11 protein-coding genes are annotated in these 24,443 nt (G+C 37.3%); all 11 read left to right on the plus strand.

Annotation, left to right across the window (positions count from 1 at the left end):
• Positions 1-3 precede the first annotated feature (3 nt).
• The 11 genes from ACNQGX_RS07200 to ACNQGX_RS07250 all read left to right on the plus strand — a co-directional run bounded on the left by ACNQGX_RS07200 (position 4) and on the right by ACNQGX_RS07250 (position 24,353).
• Positions 4-1,053, plus strand: a complete 1,050-nt coding sequence (locus ACNQGX_RS07200; protein WP_417975243.1) for a UDP-glucose--hexose-1-phosphate uridylyltransferase — start codon at positions 4-6, stop codon at positions 1,051-1,053.
• 25 nt (positions 1,054-1,078) lie between these two features.
• Complete coding sequence (locus tag ACNQGX_RS07205) at positions 1,079-2,752, plus strand: sodium/sugar symporter (RefSeq protein ID WP_417975244.1); 1,674 nt, start codon at positions 1,079-1,081, stop codon at positions 2,750-2,752.
• A 568-nt stretch (positions 2,753-3,320) separates the two neighbouring features.
• Positions 3,321-6,572, plus strand: coding sequence for a glycoside hydrolase family 2 TIM barrel-domain containing protein (locus tag ACNQGX_RS07210; protein ID WP_417975245.1), 3,252 nt, complete (start codon positions 3,321-3,323; stop codon positions 6,570-6,572).
• Between the two features lie 169 nt (positions 6,573-6,741).
• A complete protein-coding gene (locus tag ACNQGX_RS07215; protein ID WP_417975246.1) occupies positions 6,742-9,195 on the plus strand; it encodes a glycoside hydrolase family 95 protein in 2,454 nt (817 codons plus the stop codon).
• Between the two features lie 93 nt (positions 9,196-9,288).
• Positions 9,289-10,161 (plus strand): alpha/beta hydrolase, encoded by an 873-nt coding sequence (locus tag ACNQGX_RS07220; protein ID WP_417975247.1) that lies wholly within the window; start codon positions 9,289-9,291, stop codon positions 10,159-10,161.
• A 135-nt stretch (positions 10,162-10,296) separates the two neighbouring features.
• Complete coding sequence (locus ACNQGX_RS07225) at positions 10,297-12,474, plus strand: alpha-galactosidase (RefSeq protein WP_417975248.1); 2,178 nt, start codon at positions 10,297-10,299, stop codon at positions 12,472-12,474.
• A 109-nt stretch (positions 12,475-12,583) separates the two neighbouring features.
• Positions 12,584-14,137 carry a putative Ig domain-containing protein gene (locus ACNQGX_RS07230; protein ID WP_417975249.1) on the plus strand — a complete coding sequence of 518 codons (1,554 nt, stop codon included), beginning with the start codon at positions 12,584-12,586 and terminating at the stop codon, positions 14,135-14,137.
• 52 nt (positions 14,138-14,189) lie between these two features.
• Positions 14,190-16,355 (plus strand): alpha-N-acetylglucosaminidase, encoded by a 2,166-nt coding sequence (locus ACNQGX_RS07235; RefSeq protein ID WP_417975250.1) that lies wholly within the window; start codon positions 14,190-14,192, stop codon positions 16,353-16,355.
• 781 nt (positions 16,356-17,136) lie between these two features.
• Positions 17,137-20,310, plus strand: coding sequence for a SusC/RagA family TonB-linked outer membrane protein (locus tag ACNQGX_RS07240; protein ID WP_417975251.1), 3,174 nt, complete (start codon positions 17,137-17,139; stop codon positions 20,308-20,310).
• A gap of 20 nt (positions 20,311-20,330) precedes the next feature.
• Positions 20,331-21,956 (plus strand): RagB/SusD family nutrient uptake outer membrane protein, encoded by a 1,626-nt coding sequence (locus ACNQGX_RS07245; protein WP_417975252.1) that lies wholly within the window; start codon positions 20,331-20,333, stop codon positions 21,954-21,956.
• A 396-nt stretch (positions 21,957-22,352) separates the two neighbouring features.
• Positions 22,353-24,353, plus strand: coding sequence for a heparinase II/III domain-containing protein (locus ACNQGX_RS07250; protein WP_417975253.1), 2,001 nt, complete (start codon positions 22,353-22,355; stop codon positions 24,351-24,353).
• Positions 24,354-24,443 lie beyond the last annotated feature (90 nt).

The following is a 24,443-nucleotide window of genomic DNA, read 5'->3' on the forward strand; positions in this document are numbered from 1 at the left end:
AAAATGAAAAATTTCGATATCAACGAAGATCCGCACAGACGCTACAATCCATTAATTAACGAATGGGTTTTGGTTTCTCCGCATCGTGCCAAACGACCTTGGCAAGGCCAAAACGAAACGGTAGCTTCTGACGCATTGCCTGAATATGACCCCACCTGTTATTTGTGTCCGGGAAATATTCGGGCCAATGGCATGACGAATCCTGAGTATGAAAATAGTTTTGTTTTCGAAAATGATTTCGCCGCACTAAAGCAGGAGGAAATTCTTTTTGAGGACAGTATTAAGGAGACTTTTTTCAAAGCACAACCCGAGAGAGGTATTTCAAGAGTGGTTTGCTTTTCGCCAAAGCACAACCTGACGTTGCCCGAAATGACGGTAGATGGCATTGAAAATATCATTCAAACCTGGCAAAAAGAATACATTGATTTGGGCAAGATTGATTATATCAATTATGTCCAGATTTTTGAAAATAAAGGAAGCGTCATGGGGTGTAGCAATCCACATCCGCACGGTCAAATTTGGGCGCAATCGTCCTTGCCTACCGAAGTGGAGAAAACGCAAAACAACCTGAAAACCTATTACGATTTACACCAAAGCAATCTGTTGCAGGATTATTTGCAGGAGGAATTAAAGCTAGACGAACGAATTGTTATCGAGAACGATCATTTTGTGGCGCTCGTTCCTTTTTGGGCCATTTGGCCTTACGAGACGATGATCATCAGTAAGCGCCATTTTGGGAAAATTACCGATTTCACTTTGGACGAAACAACTGCTTTCTCAACGATTTTGAAACAATTGACTACCAAATATGATAATCTTTTCGAGACATCATTCCCGTATTCGTCAGGAATTCACCAAACTCCAACCGATGGGGAATCGCATCCGGAATGGCAATTTCATATGCATTTTTATCCGCCTTTGTTACGTTCTGCCACGGTAAAAAAATTCATGGTGGGTTACGAAATGCTTGGCGAATCTCAGAGGGATATTACACCCGAGAAGAGTGCTTCGATATTGAAAGCGATTTCAGATACGCATTATAAAAACAAATAAATCAATTAACTTTTAAACCGAAATTATGCATAAAACATTGTCAACCAATGATTACATTGTTTTTTTCCTCTATTTCATAACCATTGTTGGTTATGGATTGTGGATTTACAACCGAAAAAAGAAAGAGCAAGCCAGTAGCAAAGATTATTTTCTTGCTGAAGGCTCGCTAACATGGTGGGCAATTGGCGCCTCTTTGATTGCCAGTAATATTAGTGCCGAGCAATTTATAGGAATGAGCGGGAGTGGTTTCAAATTAGGATTGGCCATTGCAACTTATGAATGGATGGCAGCATTAACCTTGGTTTTTGTAGCAATATTTTTTATGCCGGTGTACCTGAAAAATAAAATTTCGACCATGCCACAATACTTAAATCAGCGTTACAATGGTAATGTTGCCATGATTATGGCTGTTTTCTGGTTGTTACTTTACGTATTGGTCAATTTAACATCGATTCTCTATTTAGGTGCACTTGCCGTGAGTAGTATTTCAGGTTTAAACATCACCCTTTGTATGGTTTTTTTGGCTCTTTTTGCTGTAATGATTACCCTTGGAGGAATGAAAGTAATTGGGTATACTGATGTTGTTCAAGTGTTTTTCTTGATTTTAGGAGGTCTGGCAACTACTTATTTGGCACTTAATTTGGTTTCTGAAAAATTCGAAACTACTGGAGTGATCAACGGATTTAATTTAATGACTGAAAAAGCCGATGGTCATTTTCACATGATTTTTGATAAGTCAAATCCGAATTATATGGATCTTCCCGGATTATCTGTATTAATAGGAGGGATGTTAATTATGAATTTTAATTACTGGGGTTGTAATCAATATATAACGCAACGAGCCCTTGGAGCTGATTTAAAAACGGCCAGAAGTGGTATTTTATTTGCTGCGTTCTTAAAATTATTAATGCCAATTATTGTAGTATTACCTGGTATTGCTGCTTATGTTCTTTATCAAAATGGAAGTTTTCAGACAGAATTATTACAAGATGGAAGTTTGAATCCTGATCGTGCTTATCCAGTATTGTTGAATTTGTTGCCTACAGGATTAAAAGGGCTTTCATTTGCCGCTTTGACCGCGGCTATTGTTGCTTCATTGGCAGGAAAAGCGAATAGCATCGCTACAATTTTTACTTTAGATGTTTATAAGAAAAAATTAAACGTTGAAGCAAGTGAACAAAAATTAGTAAACATTGGGAAAATGACCATTATCGCGGCTATGATTATTGCTGTTATTGTAGCGCCATTTTTAGGAATTGACAAAAAAGGAGGTTTTCAATACATTCAAGAATATACCGGTTTTGTAAGTCCTGGTGTTTTTGCCATGTTTATTTTAGGATTCTTTTGGAAAAAAACCACATCTAATGCAGCAATGTTTGCTATGATTGGCGGTTTCTTAATGTCGATAGTGTTCAAATTCATGCCTCATTTTGTTGATTTGTCATTTCTAAATGGCATGGGCTTTTCAGTGCCAAATGCAGAAGGTGTTTATGAAATTCCATTCATGGATCGTATGGGATTTGTGTTTTTGATATGTGTCATCGGAATGTATGTGATAAGTATTTATGAAACACAAAGAGGCGTTAAAACAAATGGCTTGGCAGTTGATAAATCTATGTTTAAAGTTTCGCCAGGATTTACTGTAGGATCTTTGATTATAGTTGCTGTCCTAGCTGCTTTGTATACCTTTTTCTGGTAAGAAATAATTTTACGCAGGTGGGATTTTTTTTAATAGAAGTATTACGTTTCGTTTTTTGTCATTTTTTTGATAAAAAAGGATTGGTTTATAATGTCCCGCAACACATCTCAAATTTATTTTTGGGTTTACAAAAACGGCATAGCTTATAATGTTTATCTTTTGCGGGGTAAATAATATAAACTATGCCGTTTTGATTTTTGCAATACATGAATTGCCATTGGTTTGACTGATAATATGAAGCTTTTAGTAGCATCGGCTTTAGCTTGAAATTAAAAAATTGTATTTCGGGATTCTTTTGAATTGGGTAATTTTTTTACACATGCCATAAAAAAAACTGGTAGGTACTGGTATATATTTTAGAGGAACTGTTATATTTTTGAATTTATAAAAATGAAATCAAAAATTTGCGTGAACTGAGTTTTCAAGAAGTCAGGTATAATAGGCAAAAAATAGGTTTAGACACTATAAATAGAGTATTTGCAAATATTTAATATAGTCTAAGAAGATTTGGATAATGTAATAAATGAAAAGAGAAGCGGCATGAATTGCCTTAATACATAAAACTAAAATGGATATAAATATAATGATGAAAACAATGTGGAGCAAAAGTAGGAAGCTACAGAAATCGAAAGGAATCACCATTTTTGGAAACATGAAAAAAACAAGAATGGCGATTGTTGTCTTGTTAGTATCAGTAAATATTTTTGCGCAGCTGCCTGCCGAACTGCAAAATCCTGAAATCGTTTCCTTGAATCGAATGCCAATGCGAAATAGCGCTTTTGGTTTCGAAAATATGGAAAAAGCCAAACAATACGACAGGGAAAAGTCGGCTAACTTTTTTTCATTAAACGGGAGTTGGAAATTTAATTGGGTACAAGACCCGAACCAGCGTCCGCAAAATTTTTTCGAACTTGCTTACGATGATACCAAATGGACGGATTTTCGTATACCAGCCAGTTGGGAAGTAAATGGGTATGGTTTGCCTATTTATGTGAACCAGCCGTATGATTTTGCCGGTCATAATTTGCGTTATGCAAAAATGAATCCGCCATTCGATATTCCTGCTAATAACAATCCCGTAGGTTCTTATCGCAAAAAAATCAATTTACCTGCCAATTGGAAAGGGAAACAGGTTTTTATTCATGTAGGTAACGCAAAATCGTGTCTGTTTGTGTGGGTAAACGGAAAGAAAGTAGGGTATAGCGAAGACAGTAAGATGGCTGCCGAATTTGACATCACCAAATTTGTCAAAGCTGGGGAAAATTTAATCGCTTTTCAAGTATATCGTTGGAGTGACGCCAGTTATTTAGAGTGTCAGGATATGTTCCGTTTTTCGGGCATCGAAAGGGATGTTTTTTTATATGCCACTGAGAAATTGAACATTCGTGATACAAAAATTATCAGTACACTCGATGATACGTATACCAATGGATTACTTAGTATTAATACAGAAATCGCCAGTTACAAAACTGAAAAAGGATTATACAGCAAGAAAGACAGTCTAACGGTTGAAGTAAGCTTGGAAGATGCCAAAGGAAATGTTGTTTATCAAGACAAAACTAAGGATTTTAAAACCATATTAGGGAAATATAAAACGAATATTGAATTTAAAACCACTATAAAAAACGTCCAAAAATGGACCGCGGAAACGCCTTATTTGTATCGTTTGTACATCACTTTAAAAGATGCTAAAGGAGTAGTGAAGGAAGTGGTGCCACTTCGTATTGGTTTCAAAAAAATAGAAATTAAAGGAGCTGATTTTTTAGTTAATGGTAAACGGGTTTTCATAAAAGGGGTTAACCGACATGAGCATCATCCAACAAACGGACACACGCTCAGCAAGGAAGATATGAGAAAGGATATGGAGATGATGAAGAAACTGAATGTCAATGCCGTTCGTCATTCGCATTATCCGCCGGATCCGTATTGGATGGAACTTTGCGACGAATTTGGTTTGTATGTTGTTGATGAAGCTAATATTGAATCACATGGTTTGGGTTATGATTTAGATGTAACATTGGCTAACAATCCGCTGTGGAAAGAATCGCATCTGCAACGTATTCAGCGCATGTATGAAAGAGACAAAAATCACGCAAGTGTGGTGACCTGGTCTTTAGGAAACGAAGCGGGTGACGGAACTAATTTTTACGCAGCTTACGATTGGTTGAGAAAGGAAACGACTTTGCCAATCCAGTATGAAAGAGACATTAATTATGAGAAACCGAATGATACTCATTATTCAGAGATTTTTTGTCCGCAATATATGTCTCCGGATGATCTGTTGAAATATTCAAAAAGTGACGCCAGAATACCAAATATTCAAAGTGAATATGCCCACATTATGGGGAATAGTTTGGGGAATTTCCAAGATTATTGGGATGTTGTAGAAAACAACCCTAAACTACAGGGAGGATTTATTTGGGAATGGATTGACCAATCTATTGATACGGTTAAGAACGGCAAACGCATTAAGGCGTATGGTGGAGATTTCCCGTTGGAAGGGCCGGTTGACGAAAATTTAAGCGATAATAATTTCTGTGTAAAAGGAGTGGTTACGGCATACCGTGAAATTACGCCAATGGCTTTGGAAGTGAAAAAAGCGCACCAAAACATTAAAACAAAATTCGTTGGTAACAACACCATCACAGTTAAAAACGGCTTTTTCTTTAAAAACCTGGATAATGTGATGATGCGTTGGGTATTAATGGAGAATGGAATTGCCAAAGAAAACGGTACCATTAACACGATTTCATTGGAGCCACAAGCGGAAAATGATTTTAAATTGGCCATCAAAACGGTTCAAAAAACGGATAAAGAATACCAGTTGAATGTGTATTATTCGCTAAAAACCGAAGAGCCTTTCTTGCCTAAACAATATGAAATCGCTGTTGAGCAATTGATATTGAAAACGCTTCCGGCAACTGTTTTTATGCCGAGTTCAAAAAAGGTTTTGCAATTAAAAGAAACGCAAGAGCAGTGTACCATTTCAGGAGACAAATTTGAGGTTGTTTTCGATTTGAAAAAAGGAATTTTGTCTGGTTATAGTGTCAAAGGCGAGCAGTTTATAGAACAAGGGCCAAAACCTTCTTTCTGGAGAGCTCCAACAGACAACGACATTGGTGCCGGATTTAATACAAGCTTAAGAAAATGGAGAAATGCTTATGATAATGGTACCGAAATGCAAGCTGTAGTATCAAAGAATACTGACGGTTCAGCGCAGGTAAAATTCACAACGAAGTTGGTTGACGGAGAAGCCTCACACCAACAAATATTTACGGTTTACGGCGATGGAAGCATAAAAGTTGATAATGAATTTACGGCCATCAAGGGAAAAAATCCTTTATTGTTGAGAGCAGGAAACGATTTGGTTATCAATAAAAATTTCAATACAATCAATTGGTACGGTCGTGGTCCGGGTGAGAATTATTGGGACAGAAAAACAAATACTTTCATCGGTCAATTCAAACAATCAGTGGAGGAACAGTATTTTCCTTATGCCAGACCTCAAGAAAGTGGTAACAAAACAGAAGTACGCTGGGTAAGTTTCAGTAATGCAAAGGGAAGAAAAATACAATTTGCATTTGTGGACAATTTATTGAGTTTTTCGGCTTTGCCTTATAACTTGGATGATTTAGATCCTGAAGCTCAAAAGAAACAATACCATAGCGGGGAACTCAATAAAAGGAACGAAATCTACCTGCACATGGACTTACAACAAACCGGTTTACAGGGAATGGATAGTTGGGGATCCTGGCCAATGGAAAAATACAGAATTCCTTTTAAAAATTACAGCTACAGCTATTGGATGAAATTTGAATAATGAATTAGTGCCAAAAAAGAGGAAGGAAATACTATATTTTCTCCTCTTTTTGTTTTTCCGTAATAAAGAGGCAGTCACATGTTTTTGATAAAGTAAAAAAAGGAGCATGATAACAAAACAGCCTGTTCGGATATCGTGAAAATAGAATTTAGTAAAAAAATTATAAAGTATGCGTGCCAAAAACAAAGTTCTTCTATTCGTATCTCTTTTTGCTTCTGCGTTTTGCATTTATGGACAAAGCGACCAAGAAATCAAGTTTGATGCTCCCGCAACGCACTTTACACAATCCATCCCTTTAGGAAATGGATGTTTGGGCGCCATGGTTTATGGCAATCCTACTAAGGAACGCATTGTGTTGAACGAAAACTCGATGTGGTCAGGCGGAGTAGAAAATCCCAACAGAGATGATGCCTCACAGCATTTACCGGAAATTCAACGTTTGCTGAAAGAAGGAAAAAATAAAGAAGCCCAAGAATTGTTGCAAAGCTATTTTGTCAGTGCCGGTCAAGGTTCTGCCTATGGAAATGGAGCAAAGGCAAAATTTGGCTGCTACCAGATTTTTGGGGATTTGTTGATTAACTGGAAAGATAGCGTAAGAGCAGTTTCTGACTATAAAAGAACGTTGCATTTGGATAAGGCATTGGCTGTAACCGAATGGAAAAAGGGCGGTACCACTTTTAAAGAAGAAGTTTTGAGTAGCGCACCGCAAAATACAATCATCATTCGCTTAAGTGCCACTAAAGCCAAAGCTTTAAATTTTAAGGTTTTATTAGATCGAAAAGAAAATGCAAAATTCTCTTCGAATGGAAACGCGATTACCATGACCGGACAGTTACCGGGTGGGGATGGTGATTTAGGAATTCGTTTTGCAGGCTACGCCAAAGCGATTGCTGTTGACGGGAAAGTGATGGCTCAAAATAATGGTTTGACTATAGAAGGAGCAACAGAATGCATACTAATTTTCAGTGCAGCGACCGATTTAAACTGGCCAACGGTTGAAAAGCGAGGAACAGATCCCTTGCCTGTTGTACAGAAAGCGGTGAATTCCGCCAGTAAAATTTCTTGGAAGAGTATTAAAGATAAACACATTGCCGATTTTCAATCCTATTATAATCGCTGTAAAATACAGTTTACTGCGAAGCAAAATGCGACTATCGCAAACCTGTCAACCGCAGAACGTTTAGTGCGTTTTGCAAAAAGCGAAAGCGACGTGACCTTGCCGGCATTGTATTTCAATTTCGGAAGATATTTGTTGATTTCCTCTTCTCGTCCGGGTGGATTACCAGCTAATCTACAAGGGCTTTGGGCTGAGGAATATCAAACACCATGGAATGGCGATTATCATCTGAACATTAATTTACAAATGAATTATTGGCCTGCCGAATCCACAAACTTGGCTGATTGTCATAAACCACTAGTTCAGTTTACAGAACAATTGGTAAAACCCGGAGAAAAAACAGCTCAGGCCTATTACAACACTAAAGGTTGGGTAGCTCACGTAATTGCCAATCCTTGGAAATTCACGGCACCGGGCGAAGGCGCAGAATGGGGATCGACCTTATCAGGGGGCGCTTGGTTGTGCGAGCATTTGTGGCAACATTATTTATACAATCCCAATAAGGAAGTTTTAAAAGAAATATATCCGGTTTTGAAAGGAGCTTCAGAGTTTTATAAAGGTATTTTAATAGAAGATCCTCAAACAAAATGGTTGGTAACGGCACCTTCAAATTCACCTGAAAACTCATATAAGACCGAGGATGGTTTTGTTGGGCAAACCACTATGGGACCAACAATGGATATGCAAATAGGAAGGGAGTTATTTACCAATACCATTGCAGCTGCTAAACTATTAGGCTTGGATGCTGATTTCGCTGATACTTTGGAACAATTAAAGAGCCGTTTGGCACCCAATCAAATCAGTGCAAAAACGGGCGGAGTTCAAGAATGGATCAGGGATTATGATGAAACGGAACCTACACACCGTCACGTTTCACAACTGTATGGTTTGTATCCTTACGATGAAATTAATACTATAGAAACTCCTTTGATGGTTGATGCAGCCCGTAAAACTTTGTTGAGAAGAGGTGATGCAGGGACAGGATGGTCGAGAGCTTGGAAGATTAATTTTTGGGCCAGATTGGAAGATGGCGATCACGCCTTGAAGGTCTTGAAAGGATTGTTGATTCCTGCTTTCAAAGAAACTGGAACGACCTATACAGGAAGCGGAGCCGGTACTTATCCTAATCTTTTCTGTGCACATCCTCCATTTCAAATTGACGGGAATTTTGGAGGGACAGCCGCCATTGCAGAAATGCTTTTGCAGAGTAATGGCAAGAATTCGGTTATTCGTTTTCTACCTGCTTTACCTACAAATGCTGATTGGAGTTCGGGAAATGTAAAAGGAATCTGCGCCAGAAATGGGTTTGAAATAACCTTTGACTGGGATAATCACAAATTAACAAAAGCCGAAATTATTTCTAAATCAGGAACCAATTGTTATGTAAATTTACCTATGGGAATGAATGTTTATGATACGAAAGGTAAAAAAGTAAATGTGAAATCCGCAGGGATGAATATTGTTACATTTTCGACTGTAAAAGGAATGAAATACGAGATAAAATAAAAAGCTTAATGTTGTATATTAATTACTAAAAAAAACAGATTAACAAATATGATAAAGCAATTGCTAATAACCGTATTATTAATAATGGGATATATGACCACAGCTCAACAAACGATATTTCTATATAAAAATGGAATTCCCAATAGCAAACCTGCAGAAATAAAAGAAAATCAGGAGCTAGGGAAGGATGGGATTTTACGAATTAGTAATGTTATATCTCCAACACTAACTGTTTTCAAGCCAGCTGCTGCCAAAGCCAATGGGACAGCGGTAATCATTTGCCCAGGAGGAGGTTATGGTATTGTTGCGTTTGGTCATGAAGGAACAGATGTGGCTAAAGTTTTTAATGAATGGGGTGTTACGGTATTTGTTTTAAAATACAGGTTGCCTAATGATATGATTATGGATGATAAAAGCATCGGGTCACTGCAAGATGCACAGCGAGCCATACAAATGGTAAGGGAGCATGCACAAGAATGGAATGTCAACCCCAAAAAAATTGGTATAATGGGGTTTTCTGCCGGTGGGCATTTGGTATCAACAGCCGGAACGCATTTCAATAAAGCATTTATCGAAAATCCGGAGAATACCAATCTTCGCCCCGATTTTTTGATGCTCATTTATCCGGTCATTAGCTTTACAGATAGCATTGGGCATATAGGTTCACGAAATGCTTTGCTTGATAATAATCCTTCTATGGAAAAAATATTGGATTACTCAAACGAATTGCAGGTTACCAAAGAAACGCCAACCAGTTTTTTAGTGCATTGCAGCGATGACGATGCGGTAAAAGTGCAAAATAGTTTGTCTTTTTACGAAGCTTTGCAAAAAAATAAAGTGCTGTCCGAATTGCATATTTATGCCAAAGGAGGGCATGGCTTTGGAATGAATAACCCAACTACTAAAGACAAATGGATGGACAGACTAAAGAATTGGATGGACGGAAATGGTTGGATTAAAAAATAAACAGGAACCGATTGTAATGTGAATTTACCTTTCAGGATAAATATTGTTGCGTTTTCGACTGTAAAAGGAATGAAATGCAACATAAAATAGTGATATCATTAGAAGACAATTGCATTAAAAGAAATAAAAAAAACCATGATAAAAAATATTTTTTCAATACTATTGCTAGTATTAAGTTCTTTAATTCTTCAGGCACAAGCAGTTCCCGAGGAAATTATTCTGCAAACTAAAAATACGGCATTGGTTTACCGGGTGAATAATAAAAAGCAATTGTCACAAGTGTATTTTGGTGTCTCTTTATTATTTCGGGATGATTACAAAAAAATGGCTACACCACCCGGAGATGCTTTTACAACTGGCGGTCTAAACTACGTAAGAGACCCAGCCATTCAAGTAACACATGCTGATGGAAACCCATCTTTGCAATTACAATATGTAAAGCATACAGTTGAAAAAACGGATGACAATGTAAGCACAACCCATATTGTTTTGAAAGACCCGGTTTATCCGTTTGAACTGACCCTGCATATCAAAACCTATGCAAAGGAAGACGTGATGGAACAATGGACGACCATTCGGCATAAAGAAAAAAAGGCGGTATTGTTGAACCAGTATGCATCAGCGGCCTTGCAATTAAAAGGGGATAAATATTGGCTGAGCCATTTTTTTGGCGATTGGGCCAATGAAATGCGAATGGAGGAAGTGCAATTGCCCGAAGGTATTAAAACAATCGAGTCGAAATTAGGGGCAAGAGCGACCAATTTCGATCTCCCGTCGTTCATGCTATCCATCAATAAACCGGCTGAAGAAGAAACTGGTGAAGTCTTGGCGGGTACATTGGCATGGAGTGGGAATTATCGTTTGTTGTTTGAAAATATACGGTATAGCGAAGATGTAGATCATTTGTTGCAGATCAATTCTGGCATCAATCCATATGCTTCAACCTATACTTTACAGCCTAAAGAAACCTTTACTACGCCCGCTTTTATTTATACGTATACTGCAAAAGGAAAAGGTCAGGCCAGTCGCAATCTTCATAGCTGGGCTTTGAATTATGGAATATGGAAAGGAAAACAACAGCGACAAACCTTGTTAAACAACTGGGAAGCTACTTATTTCAAGTTTGACCAAAATAAATTGGTAACCCTCTTTGATGATGCCAAAAAATTAGGGGTTGATCTGTTTTTGTTGGATGATGGTTGGTTTGGTAATAAATATCCACGCAATAATGACGATGCTGGTTTGGGAGATTGGGACGTGAATAAAACCAAATTACCTGATGGGATTGGATATTTGGTGAAAGAAGCTGAGAAAAAAGGAGTGAAGTTTGGTATTTGGGTCGAGCCCGAAATGGTGAATCCTAAAAGTGAGTTGTATGAAAAACATCCTGACTGGGTTTTAAAATTGCCTAATCGTGATGAAAATTTACGCCGCACACAGTTGGTATTGGACCTCAGTAATCCTGCGGTGCAGCAGCATGTATTTGATGTGGTCAATAAGCTGATGAAGCAAAATCCTAATATCGCTTATATTAAATGGGACTGTAATCGTTACATGACCAATGTGTATTCTCCTTATCTGAAAAACAAACAAGCTAATTTGTATGTGGATTATGTGGATGGGCTCTATAATGTATTAAAAAGAATAAGAGCTAATTATCCCGATCTGGAAATGATGTGGTGTAGTGGTGGTGGTGGCCGCGCCGAATATGGCGGCCTGAAATACATGCAGGAGTTCTGGCCGAGTGATAACACCGATGGGCTGAGCCGTATTTTTATTCAATGGGGGTATTCTTATTTCTTTCCGGCGGCGGCAGTTTGTGCCCATGTTACATCATGGGGCAATCAATCCATTAAATTCAGGACCGATGTGGCCATGATGGGCAAACTTGGTTTTGATATACAGCTAAGCCATCTCAAAGATGATGAATTGAACTATTGTAAACAGGCCGTTCAAAACTATAAACGTTTGCAGGATGTAATTGGTTATGGCGTTGTATATCGATTAGTGGCGCCATACGATAATTTGGCGGCCTCATTGATGTATGTGGATGAAACAAAGAAAAAATCAGTGTTGTTTGCTTTTTCGTTGCATCCAAAGCACGGAGATGTTTTTCCAAAACTTCAATTGAAAGGGCTGGATCCCGCAAAGAGATATGTAGTAAAAGAAATTAATTTGATGGACGAAACCAAACCCCAGTTCAAACAAAGTGGACAAACATTCAGTGGTGATTATTTAATGAAAGTCGGACTGGATTGGTATATGCAACAATCCTTAAAAAGTTCCGTATTGGAAATAAATGAAACGGAGTAAAATAAATTTATAAAAAAGGATGTATAAAAATTAAGACATGCAATTAACAAAACCACTCAGAAATTGTTTTATCCTGGTGAAGTTTTTGAAACCTTTAGATAATATAGATATGAAAACAAGGTTACTCTTTTTATTGTCCTTTTTAATCTTTGGATGGGCTTCTCAGGCGCAACAAATTTCGACCCAACCCAAAATTAATGGACCAAGGTTATATGGAGCCAGCCCAGGAAAAGAATTTATGTATACTATTCCGGCCAGTGGAGTAAGGCCTATGGAGTTTGAGGTGAAGAATTTGCCCAAAGGTGTTAAGATCAACAAGGCGAACGGAGTTCTCTCTGGGGCCATAAAAAAGGCGGGAGAATACGCCATTGAATTGATAGTCCAAAACAAATTTGGGAAGGTTTCAAAATCATTTACATTGGTTATTGGCGATAAGTTGGCATTAACACCACCGATGGGATGGAGTAGTTGGTATAGTTTTGGACGCAATGTGACCTTAGATAAAGTAATCCGTTCTGCCGAAATCATGAAAGAGAAAGGCTTACAGAATTACGGCTGGAGTGTTATTGAGATTGATGATCCTTGGACCAATCAGCCCAATAAAAATGATTCCGTATGGAAACAACTTAAATCAGGAGCGAAAGAAGTATACGGATATTATGAAGGGCCGGATAATCTTCCCGAAAGGCAAGGAGAAATGAGGAGTTCAAAAGGAGAATTGTTGCCCAATTCCTATTTTACCAATATCAAAAAATTCCCGACTATCATGCACCAAATGGGCTTCAAGGCTGGTATCTACAGTTCACCGGGACCGATAACCTGTGGTGGTGTGGCAGGCAGTTATGGCTATGAATTGGTGGATGCAAAATTTTTTGCTGACAATGGTTTTGATTATTTAAAATACGATTGGTGTAGTTATGGTTCTTTTGCCAAAAGTAATTCGAAAGAAGAATTGATTAAGCCCTACCGTAAAATGTCAGACGCTTTGAAACTCCAAAAAAGAGATGTCATCCATGCTCTTTGCCAGTATGGGATGGGGAATGTTTGGGAATGGGGTGATGAAAGTGGTGGACAGCTTTGGCGTACCGGAGATGATGTACACGACACTTGGGAATCGGTACGGAATGCTTTTAAAAAACTATCCGATAAATCAGCTTTTGTGAAACCGGGTAATTGGAATGATCCCGATATATTGCAAGTGGGAGCAGTGGGAGCGCAAAGTTCCGGCAAGGCAGGAAAGAATCGTTTGACATTTGAGGAGCAAAAAACGGTAATGAGTATGTGGTGTATGTTGAGTGCTCCTTTATTAATAGGTACTGACATGGAACAGCTTGATGATGCCACGCTCAGTTTACTGACCAATGAAGAAATAATTGCTGTAAATCAAGATGCATTAGGCAAAGCGGCTTCTTTGCTAACTACTTTAGAGAATACAGAAGTGTGGAGCAAACAGCTGGAAGACGGTAGTCTGGCGTTGGGATTATTAAACCTGTCGAATGAAACGATACAGACGAAATTCCCTTTTTCCGCACTTCAATTGAAGGGGAAATACAAAATGCGCAATCTTTGGAAAAAAGAAGATTTAGGCATTCTTGAAAATGAATTTGAAACAAATATTCCGGCTCATGGAATAGTGATGTTGCAAATTTTTAAACAAAAATAAGCAGTTTGTTGTAATTGGTTTATTGAGTAAAGTTTTTTAAAATAAAAGTAATATGAAAACAAGGTTTGGCTTTTTATTGTTCTTTGTGGTTTTTTGCGTAAATCTTCAGTTGCAGGCACAGGATTTTAGAGGTGTAACTGCACTAACCCAAAGAATCGCTCCCTGGACAAAGGGTAAAATTGTTTTTCATTCACTCCCAGCATCCGCCAATGACCGCTTTGAATTGATTAGTCAAAATAAGCAACTGCATATCTCGGCCACATCAGCTTCGGCGGCAGCAATGGGTTTTAATTATTATTTGAATCATTTTTGCAATCAAAGTGTATCTCATGGTGCCGAAAATTTAAAGCCACTGGACATATTGCCAGAGGTTAAAGAAAAACTTGTAATTGAAACGCCTTTTGAATACCGTTATGCATTGAATTATTGTACGTATAACTATTCCATGAGTTTTTACCAATGGAAGGATCCAATAGCTATCGGGTGGGAGAAAGAACTGGATTGGATGGCTTTGCATGGAGTGAATTTAATGTTGGCTATAAACGGTACCGAAATCGTTTGGCAAAAAACATTGGAGCAATTTGGTTTTACCGATAAAGAAATAAAAGGCTTTATACCGGGTCCTGCTTATACGGCTTGGTGGTTGATGGGGAATCTGGAAGGTTGGGGCGGTCCGGTTACCAATGATATGATTAACCGACAAGCGGAATTGCAGAAGAAGATGCTTGCTCGAATGAAAGAACTGGGTATTGAGCCGATTCTTCAGGGATTTTATGGGATGGTGCCTTCTACATTGCAAGCTAAGTTTCCATCGGCAAAAATTGTTGCGCAGGGCAAATGGGCGGGCGATTTCCAACGGCCTGCAATGCTTTCCCCACAGGACAGTCTGTTTACAAAAATGGCAGATGTATATTATCAGAATATAAAAAATATTTACGGCGATTGTAAAATTTTTGGAGGAGATCCTTTCCACGAAGGCGGAAGCAGTAAAGGACTCGATGTTTCGCTTTCGGCAAAAAACATTCAGGGGCAAATGCAATCTAATTTTCCAAAAAGCACTTGGGTATTACAAGGTTGGGGCGGTAATCCCAAAAAGGAATTATTGCAGGATTTACAAAAAGAAAAAGTTTTGGTGATCGATCTTTTTGGTGAAAACCAAAACAATTGGGAAACTTCCAATGCGTATAATGGAACACCTTGGATATGGTCTAGTGTCAATAATTTTGGTGAAAAACCAGGTTTGTATGGGAAATTGCAACGCATTATCGAGGAGCCACATCGTGCACAACAAAGCCCGCAAGGGAAATACATGAAAGGCATAGGTATCATCCCCGAAGGAATCTTGAATAACCCTTTGTTGTATGATCTGTCACTGAACAGTGCTTGGGGCAACACGACCAATACGGATAGTTTGCTGCGCGATTACGCAAAATATCGCTATGGCAAAGAAAATAATGATGTGATCAATGGATTGCTTTCGCTGAAAAAATCAGCCTATATTTCCCATACCGATTATCAGGAAGGATGTACCGAATCCTTGTTTGCCGCAAGGCCTGCTAAAAAAATTGAAACGGTGTCAAGCTGGGGAACCAGAAAGCTGTTTTATGATAATCACATATTGGAAGAGGGATTGAAATCTTTTTTGAAAGCCTCTGATACTTTCAAAAACAGCGAAACCTTTCAATATGATATTACGGATATCGCCAGACAGGTATTGGCGAATCGCGGCCAAATGGCTTACGATTCTTTGATGAAATCTTTCGGACAAAAGGATGTTGTTACTTATAATCGGTATAAAAAGGAATTCATTCGATTGATGCAATTTCAGGAAAAATTGATGGCGACCAATAAAAACTTTTTGGTGGGAAGCTGGATCAAACAGGCTAAAGATTTTGGTAAGACCGCTTATGAAAAACAATTAGCCGAAAAGAATGCAAGGATGCAAATCACCATTTGGGGGCCGGATACAAATCCAAAAACCAATTTACATGAATATGCCCATAAGGAATGGTCAGGTCTGATAAAAGATTTGCATGAACCGAGATGGAAATTATTTTTTGAGCAATTGGATAATGAACTGGCTGGCAAACCTTTTAAAGAAGTTGATTTTTTTGCAATGGAATTAAAATGGGCCAAGCAACAGAATATTTATACCACAACTCCAAAAGGAAATTATTTGGAAGTAATACAAGCGATTATCACTTTTTGCAGGATTTAGTAAATCAAATTGGGGGTAAAGCAGGACATTTTGCTTTTAAAAATTATTTCAAAACATGCACACGAAAATCCATATCGTGTGTGATTTCTCCTTCGTCGAAATGACAAAATCACATTCTATAAGTGATTTATTTTAAAAATGGTTGCCCTGAATAGTGATGTTTACAGCCTATTTTAAACCTTAGTTTTAGCTTTTTTCTGTATTCTTTAGGAGTGGTTCCAGTTATCTTTTTGAAAAATTTATTAAAATGGGAAGCCATAATATACATTTTAGTAGGGTTTATTTATTCCGGTAAATTCTAAACTAAAATAGCATCACAATCATAAACCTGTCCGAAAATTAAATCTAAATTTCTTTTGCAACTATTTTTAGCGGCAACCATAAAAATATCCCTTCCACTTTTAATTAATTAACCAACCCCGGAACACCTCTTTCAATTAATAAAATGCATTTCAAAAACATTTAAAACATTTATTAAATTAATAATAACGTTTTCATTTTTATTGAAATGTTTTATTGAAAACACACCGTATCAACAATTATTACACTTTTAAAAGGAAAATTAAAACAAAAAAAATTCAAAAACTATGTCAAATAAATACATAAACAATAATTAATTGCATAAAATGCTAATGATATAGCTGAAAATTTCTTTCAAAAGAGTAATTATCGTATGTGTTTTGAGTTGTTTTTACATATTTCAATTTTATAATTTGGTTTTATGAAAACGTTTTTATAATATTGTCAAATAAACTAAACCAACCAACAAATTATAATGCATATGAAAAAAGATTTGAAATTGAAATGCCAACCGCCAGCAATACTATTTAAATATTTGCTTGTTGGATTTCTGATGTTAGTTGCACCTGCATTTGCACAGGCGCAGAATAAAACAATAAGCGGCGTAGTGTCCGATGTAAACAAAATGGGGATTCCCGGAGTAACAGTCCTCGTAAAAGGAACCAAAGCCTCAGCTGTAACCGATTTTGACGGTAGATATCAAGTTAAAGCTTCAGGCGAAAATCCCGTATTGGTATTCAGTTACATTGGCTTTGAGAATAAAGAAATTGCAGCAGGAAATAAAAACCAAGTAAACACAACATTAAAAGAGAGTCTTTCTCAACTTAATGAAGTGGTTGTCGTTGGATACGGAACCCAGAAAAAAGAAAACCTGACAGGCGCCGTTTCTACAGTGACTTCTAAGGCGATTGAAAATCGTCCCGTTACGAGTTTGGCAACTGCGTTGCAAGGGACAGTTCCGGGAATGAATATAACACGAACAAGCGGACAACCCGGTAACGAAAATCTAAACATTCAAATTCGCGGGGTGACTTCTGCTAATGGGAGCGTAAATCCATTGTTACTTATAGATGGCGTAGCAACCCCTTTGTTTAACTTACAAACCATAAACCCCTCAGATGTAGAAACTATAAGTGTTTTAAAAGATGGAGCAGCGGCGGCAATTTACGGTGCGCAAGCGGCCGGAGGTGTAATATTAGTGACTACAAAAAAAGGTAAAGAAGGTAAAACTATATTTGAATATTCCACTCAGTTAGCGGGTCAAAAACCATTATACCTCCCACAAAGAATGTCATTATTAGACGAAGCAACTATGTCTAATCTTGCCAGAAAAAATAAAGGGGTAGCGCCTGAATACTCTCCGGCAGACTTAGATAACATTAAAAATGGCGTGGAATTCATATTGGATCCTACTGATCCTAACAAGTATATTTTTTACAATCAAAAAGATTTTACCAAGCAGATGGTAAGAGAACAATCATTTATCAAAACACATAATTTAAGCGCTCGTGGTGGTACTGAAAAAACAAATTATTTATTTTCTGTAGGCTATTTAGATCAGGAAGGAATGTTTAAAGTAGGTGAAGATAATTTTAGTCGTTTTAACTTACGCATGAATATTGGAACTGACTTAACAAAATACATTCATTTAGATTCAAATATATCGTATGCCAAACATGACACGGATTCGCCCTCAATTGATATTAATGGCGCTGGCTTACTCTCTCAACTGTATAAAACAAGACTTAGATTCCCAATATTTACCCCTGAAGGACGTTTAAATGGTTTAGCCGGATCATCAGGAATTAATGCCTATGCCAACTTAACACAAGGAGGATTTAACAAACGTACCATAGACGATATCGACGGGACATTTCAAATGACCATAAAAGATTTGGTTAAAGGGCTTAAATTCAGAACAATATATGGACGTAAACTAAGACTAGCAGAGTCAGAAACTTTTAGAAGAACTGTTGAATTATGGGGACGTACAAAACCCGTTTTTTACTTGGGTAACCCAAATTCATATACCATAAATCAAGTTGTTTCGTCTGAAGATGACAAAAATCCAGGTGTTTTGAAAACAGAAAATTTTCAATTCCTGACCGATTACAATCTCACAATAGCCGAAAACCATAAATTTACTGTTTTAGCGGGTTACCAATGGGAAGATTACCGATTTTCAGTTGTCACTTCTGGCGCGACTAATTTAAAAAGTAACGATGTCCCTTCTTTAAATTTGGGAGATGCAACAACTAAATCAAACAGCCAGACTATTAACACGTATGCGAACCAATCGTATTTCGGGCGTTTTAATTATAGTTATAAAGGCAAATATCTTGTGGAAGCAACTATAAGAACGGATGAAAGTTCCCGTTTGGCACCCGGATTGCGTATAAAAACGTTTCCATCTGCTTCATTGGGATGGAACATAAGTAAAGAAGAATGGGTATCAAAAAATGCTCCTTTTATTTCTGAACTTAAACCAAGGGTATCCTGGGGACAATTAGGAAACGCAAAGGGTATTGGCTATTATGATTACCTAAATATGCTTTCCACAAATTCTAATTTGGTATTAGGAGGCTCAGAAACAAGAACATCTTACTTTTATCAAAGCACTATACCTTCTTCCGATTTATCTTGGGAAACAGTAGAAACATTCAATTATGGAGTTGATTTTGGATTTTTCAAAAACAAGTTGACAGGCAGTTTTGATTATTATACAAAAGAAAATAAAAACATGCTGACTCCCTTGCGCTTACCCGGCACCTTTGGCGTAGGCACACCAAAGATCAATAATGGTATATTAGAATCCTGGGGTTGGGAATTGGCAGTAAATTATAGAGACAAAATAGGCAGTGATTTTAATTATGGCATTGGATTCAACCTGTCTGACAATCAAAACAAACTGGTTAACTATGCCGGAGTCAGTGTAATAGGAATTGGAACAAATACGCTTATCGAAGGGTATCCTTTAAATACTATATGGGGATATAAAACGGCAGCAGGATACATCAACACTCCGGAACAATTAGCAACAACACCAGTTTATTCTACTCTTACGGGAGTGGGTGATATTGCTTATATCGATCAAAATGGCGATGGAAAAATTAATCAAGGTAAAGGAACCGTAGCAGACCATGGTGATTTAGTACAATTAGGTGAAGATCAACAACGTTATTTATTTGGAATTAATGCTAATGCAAATTGGAAAAATTTAGATTTTAGCATTTTAATTCAAGGGGTAGGTAAGAGAGCTTTCATGCCTAACTCAGAAATGATAACACCATTTGCCGAAGGGTGGATTATGCCAATGGCAATTCACGGGGATTATTGGACCGCAGAAAATCAAAATGCTGCTTTCCCAAGACCTTATTTAAACGGATACCACAACTATATTACTTCCGACAGATGGGTTTTAGATGCCGCCTATGCACGACTAAAAAACATACAATTGGGCTATTCCTTGTCAAAAAGCGTGTTGGATAAAGCATTTTTAAGCCGAGTAAGATTCTATCTCTCAGCAGAAAATATTGCTACCGTTTCTAAATTTGGCAAGTTTAAAACAACCTTTGACCCCGAACAAAAAAATGGCATTTATGCTGATTACCCAGTGTTTGGAACAGTTTCATTTGGAGTTAACCTAACATTTTAATTTTTTTTAAATTACGAATTATGATACCTAAAAATAAAACAATCGTTGCCGTATTATTTTTGATAGCAACTATAATATCATGTGATGTGGACCGAGTTCCGGAAACAAGTTTAAGCGACCCCTCTTTCTGGTTAAGCGAAAATGATTTGAAATTAGCTGCGAATTATTTTTATTCCAGATTACCCACTTTGCCGGTAACCAACGACACTTGGTCAGATGATGCTTATGGAGGAGGCCCAAATGCCATTAGTGATGGGTCTAGAATTCCCGGAGCAACTGATGGAAGCTATAATAGTAATTACACCACCATTAGAGCCGCCAATAATATGATAGAAAAATCGGCTAAAGCTTTAGCGGCAGGTGTGACGGAAGAACGTGTCAATTGGTATGTTGCTGAAGCCAAATATTTCAGAGCCTGGGCCTATTATCAATTATTGCAACGTTATGGAGGCGTTCCCTTAATACTAAAAACATTGGAAGTAAATGCACCTGAATTACAGGCTGCGCAAGCCACAAGAGAAGAAATTGTTGATGCCATATATACTGATTTGGACGATGCTATTCTCAAATTAAGAACCGTAACGCAATTAGGATCTGTGGATTACGGACGAATTTCCAAAAACGCTGCTTTGACTCTAAAAGCCCAAGTTGCTTTGTTTGAAGGAACACGTTCAAAATTTCATGGATATGGAAATCCTGCAAAACACCTGACTATAGCCAAAGATGCTTCAAAACAGGTAATGCTTTCAGGAGAACACAGCTTGTTTAAAGATTACTTTCAACTGTTCCAATATGAAGGAGAAGGTTTTGCCAATAAAGAAAATATTCTGGTGAGACAATACGGTAAAAATATCTCGGAATCGATACTTAATCATGTTGTTCAGAGAAATTTAGAGGGAGGGGCAGCTAGTCCTACAAAAGCATTGGCAGACTCGTATTTGATGACAGACGGTTTACCTACAACCCAGTCTCCTCTATATGTAACACCTACCAAAACACTTGAAGTTTTCAAAAACAGAGACCCTAGAATGGGCAACCGATTTTTTAAGACAGGAGATCCCTATATTGGAACGGCTCCAGTATTCACCGTTGCTCCATTACGTTTTGACCAAACAGGTTTTTCCAATAGATGTTATGCCAATATTGCTGATTGGACCTTACAAAGATCCTATATTGACTTGCCAATTACAAGATATGCAGAAGTGTTACTGATGTATGCAGAAGCCACTTATGAATTGAATGGCAGCATTAGTGATACTGACCTGAACCTCTCCATTAATTTACTGAGACAAAGGACTTCAGTTAATATGCCTAAACTAACAAATGCTTTTGTGGCGGCTAATGGCTTGGATATGAGAACAGAGATAAGAAGAGAACGCAGAGTGGAACTTGCTCTTGAAGGGTTTCGTTATTGGGATTTAATCAGATGGAAAATTGCCGAAACTGAACTTCCTAAAGATGTGTTAGGGAATTATTTCTTTACCGAATTTGGCACCTCAGTTATACCTTTGTTAAATCCACAAAATTTCATCATAGCTCAAAAAAGTGCTGTTAGAAAATTCGACGTTGCCAGAGATTATTTATGGCCTTTTCCTATCAATGAATTGGCTCTTAATCCTAACTTAAAGCAAAATCCAGGTTGGTAATTGACACAAAAATTAAAAAGCCGTTTACCCCAAAAAATTAAACGGCTTTTTATTACTAATAACCCGTTGGGTGTAATTAGTTTTTGATGATAATTTTCGTCAGTTCGAGTGATTTTCTCCCGAAGCCTCGGGAAGAAAATTGTATCGAGAACTAGAAAATTAGTATTAAAAACGGTTCTCGATACATTTTTTGTTCCGTTTTACTCCACAAAAAACACTCAAACTGACGTTTTGAATTACACCCAACGGGTTACTAATACTCTTTTAGTTTTGTATTTACTGGAATAAATAAACAGATAGTTTGTGATACAACATTATCAATAAATATTCCAGTAAATTTTTAAAATTAAATGGAATTAGATACTATAAAGTTGAACATTATTAAAGCATTTTATCATGACAGATTTTTTTTCAATTTCCTTCAAAACAAGCAAAAGCAATAATAAGTCCTCCCTTGGACGGCTTATTTTTGGAATGTTTTTACTTTTTTCTATTGTTTCAAATGCCCAGAAAAAAAGAGACTTACTCACGGCAATAATTCAAAAAGACGTGATAGAGTCACTCGATTCAACACAATACAAACCATTTGAAAAAAAAGAATTCCATAATCGCCTGATGAACTTGCCTAAAGACGTCCAAAAAAAGATACTATCTGACGCCAAGGAAATTATGACGTATAATTGGCCTAGTATTCCGGCAACTGCGTATCTTGATTATAAACGTAGCGGAGATCGTATGGGAATGGAGAAATATTGGTCGGATGGCCTTGATGTTTTAAAAAAATTGGTTCTTGCTGAGGTTTTGGAAGGAGAAGGAAAGTTTTTGGATGCTATTATTAATGGAAGTTGGGCTGTATGCGAACAATCTACATGGGCCTTATCAGCTCATTTGTCCGCTCAAAAAGGAGGTATCGGAATTCCAAATATTAACGACCCAATTATAGATTTAGGCGCTGGAGAAACCGCGAGTACACTGGCGTGGACGTATTATTTTTTTAAAGATGACTTTGAGAAAACTTCCCCTTTTTTAAAAGCAAGGATTCCTTATGAAATTACCCATAGAATTATCGAACCCTACACCGTTCGAGATGACTTTTGGTGGATGAGTTTTAAAAACGAGAATTTCGTAAACAATTGGAACCCATGGTGTAATTACAATGTACTATTAAGCACCTTGTTATTGGGGAACGAAGTAACACCAAAAGTACGTAAGCAAGTAATCACAAAAAGCATGCAATCTGTAGACAAATTTATAAATTACTACAAAGACGATGGCGCTTGCGAAGAAGGACCGGCGTATTGGAGTCATGCTGCTGCTAAGATGATGGAATATTTGGAACTTCTTAAAACATATTCTAAAGGGAAAATATCTTTATCTGATGCTCCTATTATAAAAAATATGGGAACCTATATATTAAATGCTCATGTTAATGAAGATTATTATATCAATTTTGCAGACTCTTCCGTGAGGCTGCATACCTATCCAGGTGTGGTTTTTCGATATGGAAATTATGTAAATGATACTTCATTAAAACAATTTGGGTCTTTTTTGGCTAATCAAGAAAATTTTTATGGCTCTCCTACAAAAGGTTCTTTAGATGTTGCAATACACAATGTCGATCTTTATCCATCAATTCAAGTTACTCCCGCCGTCAAATCAACAGAAATGTCATTTTGGTTTAATGGTACGGAAGTTAGCGGGGGAAGAACCGACAAAGATTCTTCAAAAGGTTTTTTCTTTGCTGCAAAAGGCGGTTATAATGATGAAAGCCATAATCACAATGACATAGGCACTTTTGTTCTTTATCATGAAGGGACACCCCTTTTAGCAGATATTGGAGTAGAAACCTATTCGTCAAAAACTTTTGGTCCTAAGCGATATGAAATTTGGACCATGCAGTCGGACTACCATAATGTACCTATGATTAACGGTTTTTCCCAAGCCTATGGAAAAAAATTCAAAGCCTCACAGGTTAGTTTTCAAAACTCAAAATCCCAGCTCCGCTTTGGTTTAAACGTAGCGGGTGCCTATCCCGAAGAGGCTTCTTGTAAATTTTGGAATAGAACCTATACCCTGAAAAGAGCATCCCAGCCCGAATTAGTAATTGAGGATCAATTCTCATTGAAGGAATACAAAGGGGAATCGAAGCAACATTTTATAACAACACAGCTTCCAGTACTGGTAAAAGCCGGTGAAATAAAACTGAAAGAAAAAGGAGGGAAAAGCATCAATTTCTATTATCCAGCAGCCATTTTTGAAATAAAGATAGAAGAATTGCCCCTTACCGATAAGCGATTACTAACTTCTTGGAAACAAGACAAGTTATACCGCATTATATTGACAGATAAGAAAAAATTATTGCTCAATAATTATAAATTAAGAATAGCCGAAAACTAAAAAACTGCAAATAAATACACAATTTATGAAAACGTTTTTATAATATTGTTAAAACTATTAAACCCCGATTAAAACAAATATAATTTAACC

The sequence above is a fragment of the Flavobacterium glycogeni genome (genome assembly GCF_048286775.1).
Taxonomy (GTDB): Bacteria; Bacteroidota; Bacteroidia; order Flavobacteriales; family Flavobacteriaceae; genus Flavobacterium.

Excerpts from the sequence above, each read along its gene's own strand:
- ACNQGX_RS07245 (WP_417975252.1), top strand. The coding sequence starts at position 20,331 with ATGATACCTAAAAATAAAACAATCGTTGCCGTATTATTTTTGATAGCA.
- ACNQGX_RS07230 (WP_417975249.1), top strand. The coding sequence starts at position 12,584 with ATGAAAACAAGGTTACTCTTTTTATTGTCCTTTTTAATCTTTGGATGG.
- ACNQGX_RS07240 (WP_417975251.1), top strand. The coding sequence starts at position 17,137 with ATGAAAAAAGATTTGAAATTGAAATGCCAACCGCCAGCAATACTATTT.
- ACNQGX_RS07205 (WP_417975244.1), top strand. The coding sequence starts at position 1,079 with ATGCATAAAACATTGTCAACCAATGATTACATTGTTTTTTTCCTCTAT.
- ACNQGX_RS07235 (WP_417975250.1), top strand. The coding sequence starts at position 14,190 with ATGAAAACAAGGTTTGGCTTTTTATTGTTCTTTGTGGTTTTTTGCGTA.
- ACNQGX_RS07215 (WP_417975246.1), top strand. The coding sequence starts at position 6,742 with ATGCGTGCCAAAAACAAAGTTCTTCTATTCGTATCTCTTTTTGCTTCT.
- ACNQGX_RS07250 (WP_417975253.1), top strand. The coding sequence starts at position 22,353 with ATGACAGATTTTTTTTCAATTTCCTTCAAAACAAGCAAAAGCAATAAT.
- ACNQGX_RS07200 (WP_417975243.1), top strand. The coding sequence starts at position 4 with ATGAAAAATTTCGATATCAACGAAGATCCGCACAGACGCTACAATCCA.
- ACNQGX_RS07225 (WP_417975248.1), top strand. The coding sequence starts at position 10,297 with ATGATAAAAAATATTTTTTCAATACTATTGCTAGTATTAAGTTCTTTA.
- ACNQGX_RS07220 (WP_417975247.1), top strand. The coding sequence starts at position 9,289 with ATGACCACAGCTCAACAAACGATATTTCTATATAAAAATGGAATTCCC.
- ACNQGX_RS07210 (WP_417975245.1), top strand. The coding sequence starts at position 3,321 with ATGGATATAAATATAATGATGAAAACAATGTGGAGCAAAAGTAGGAAG.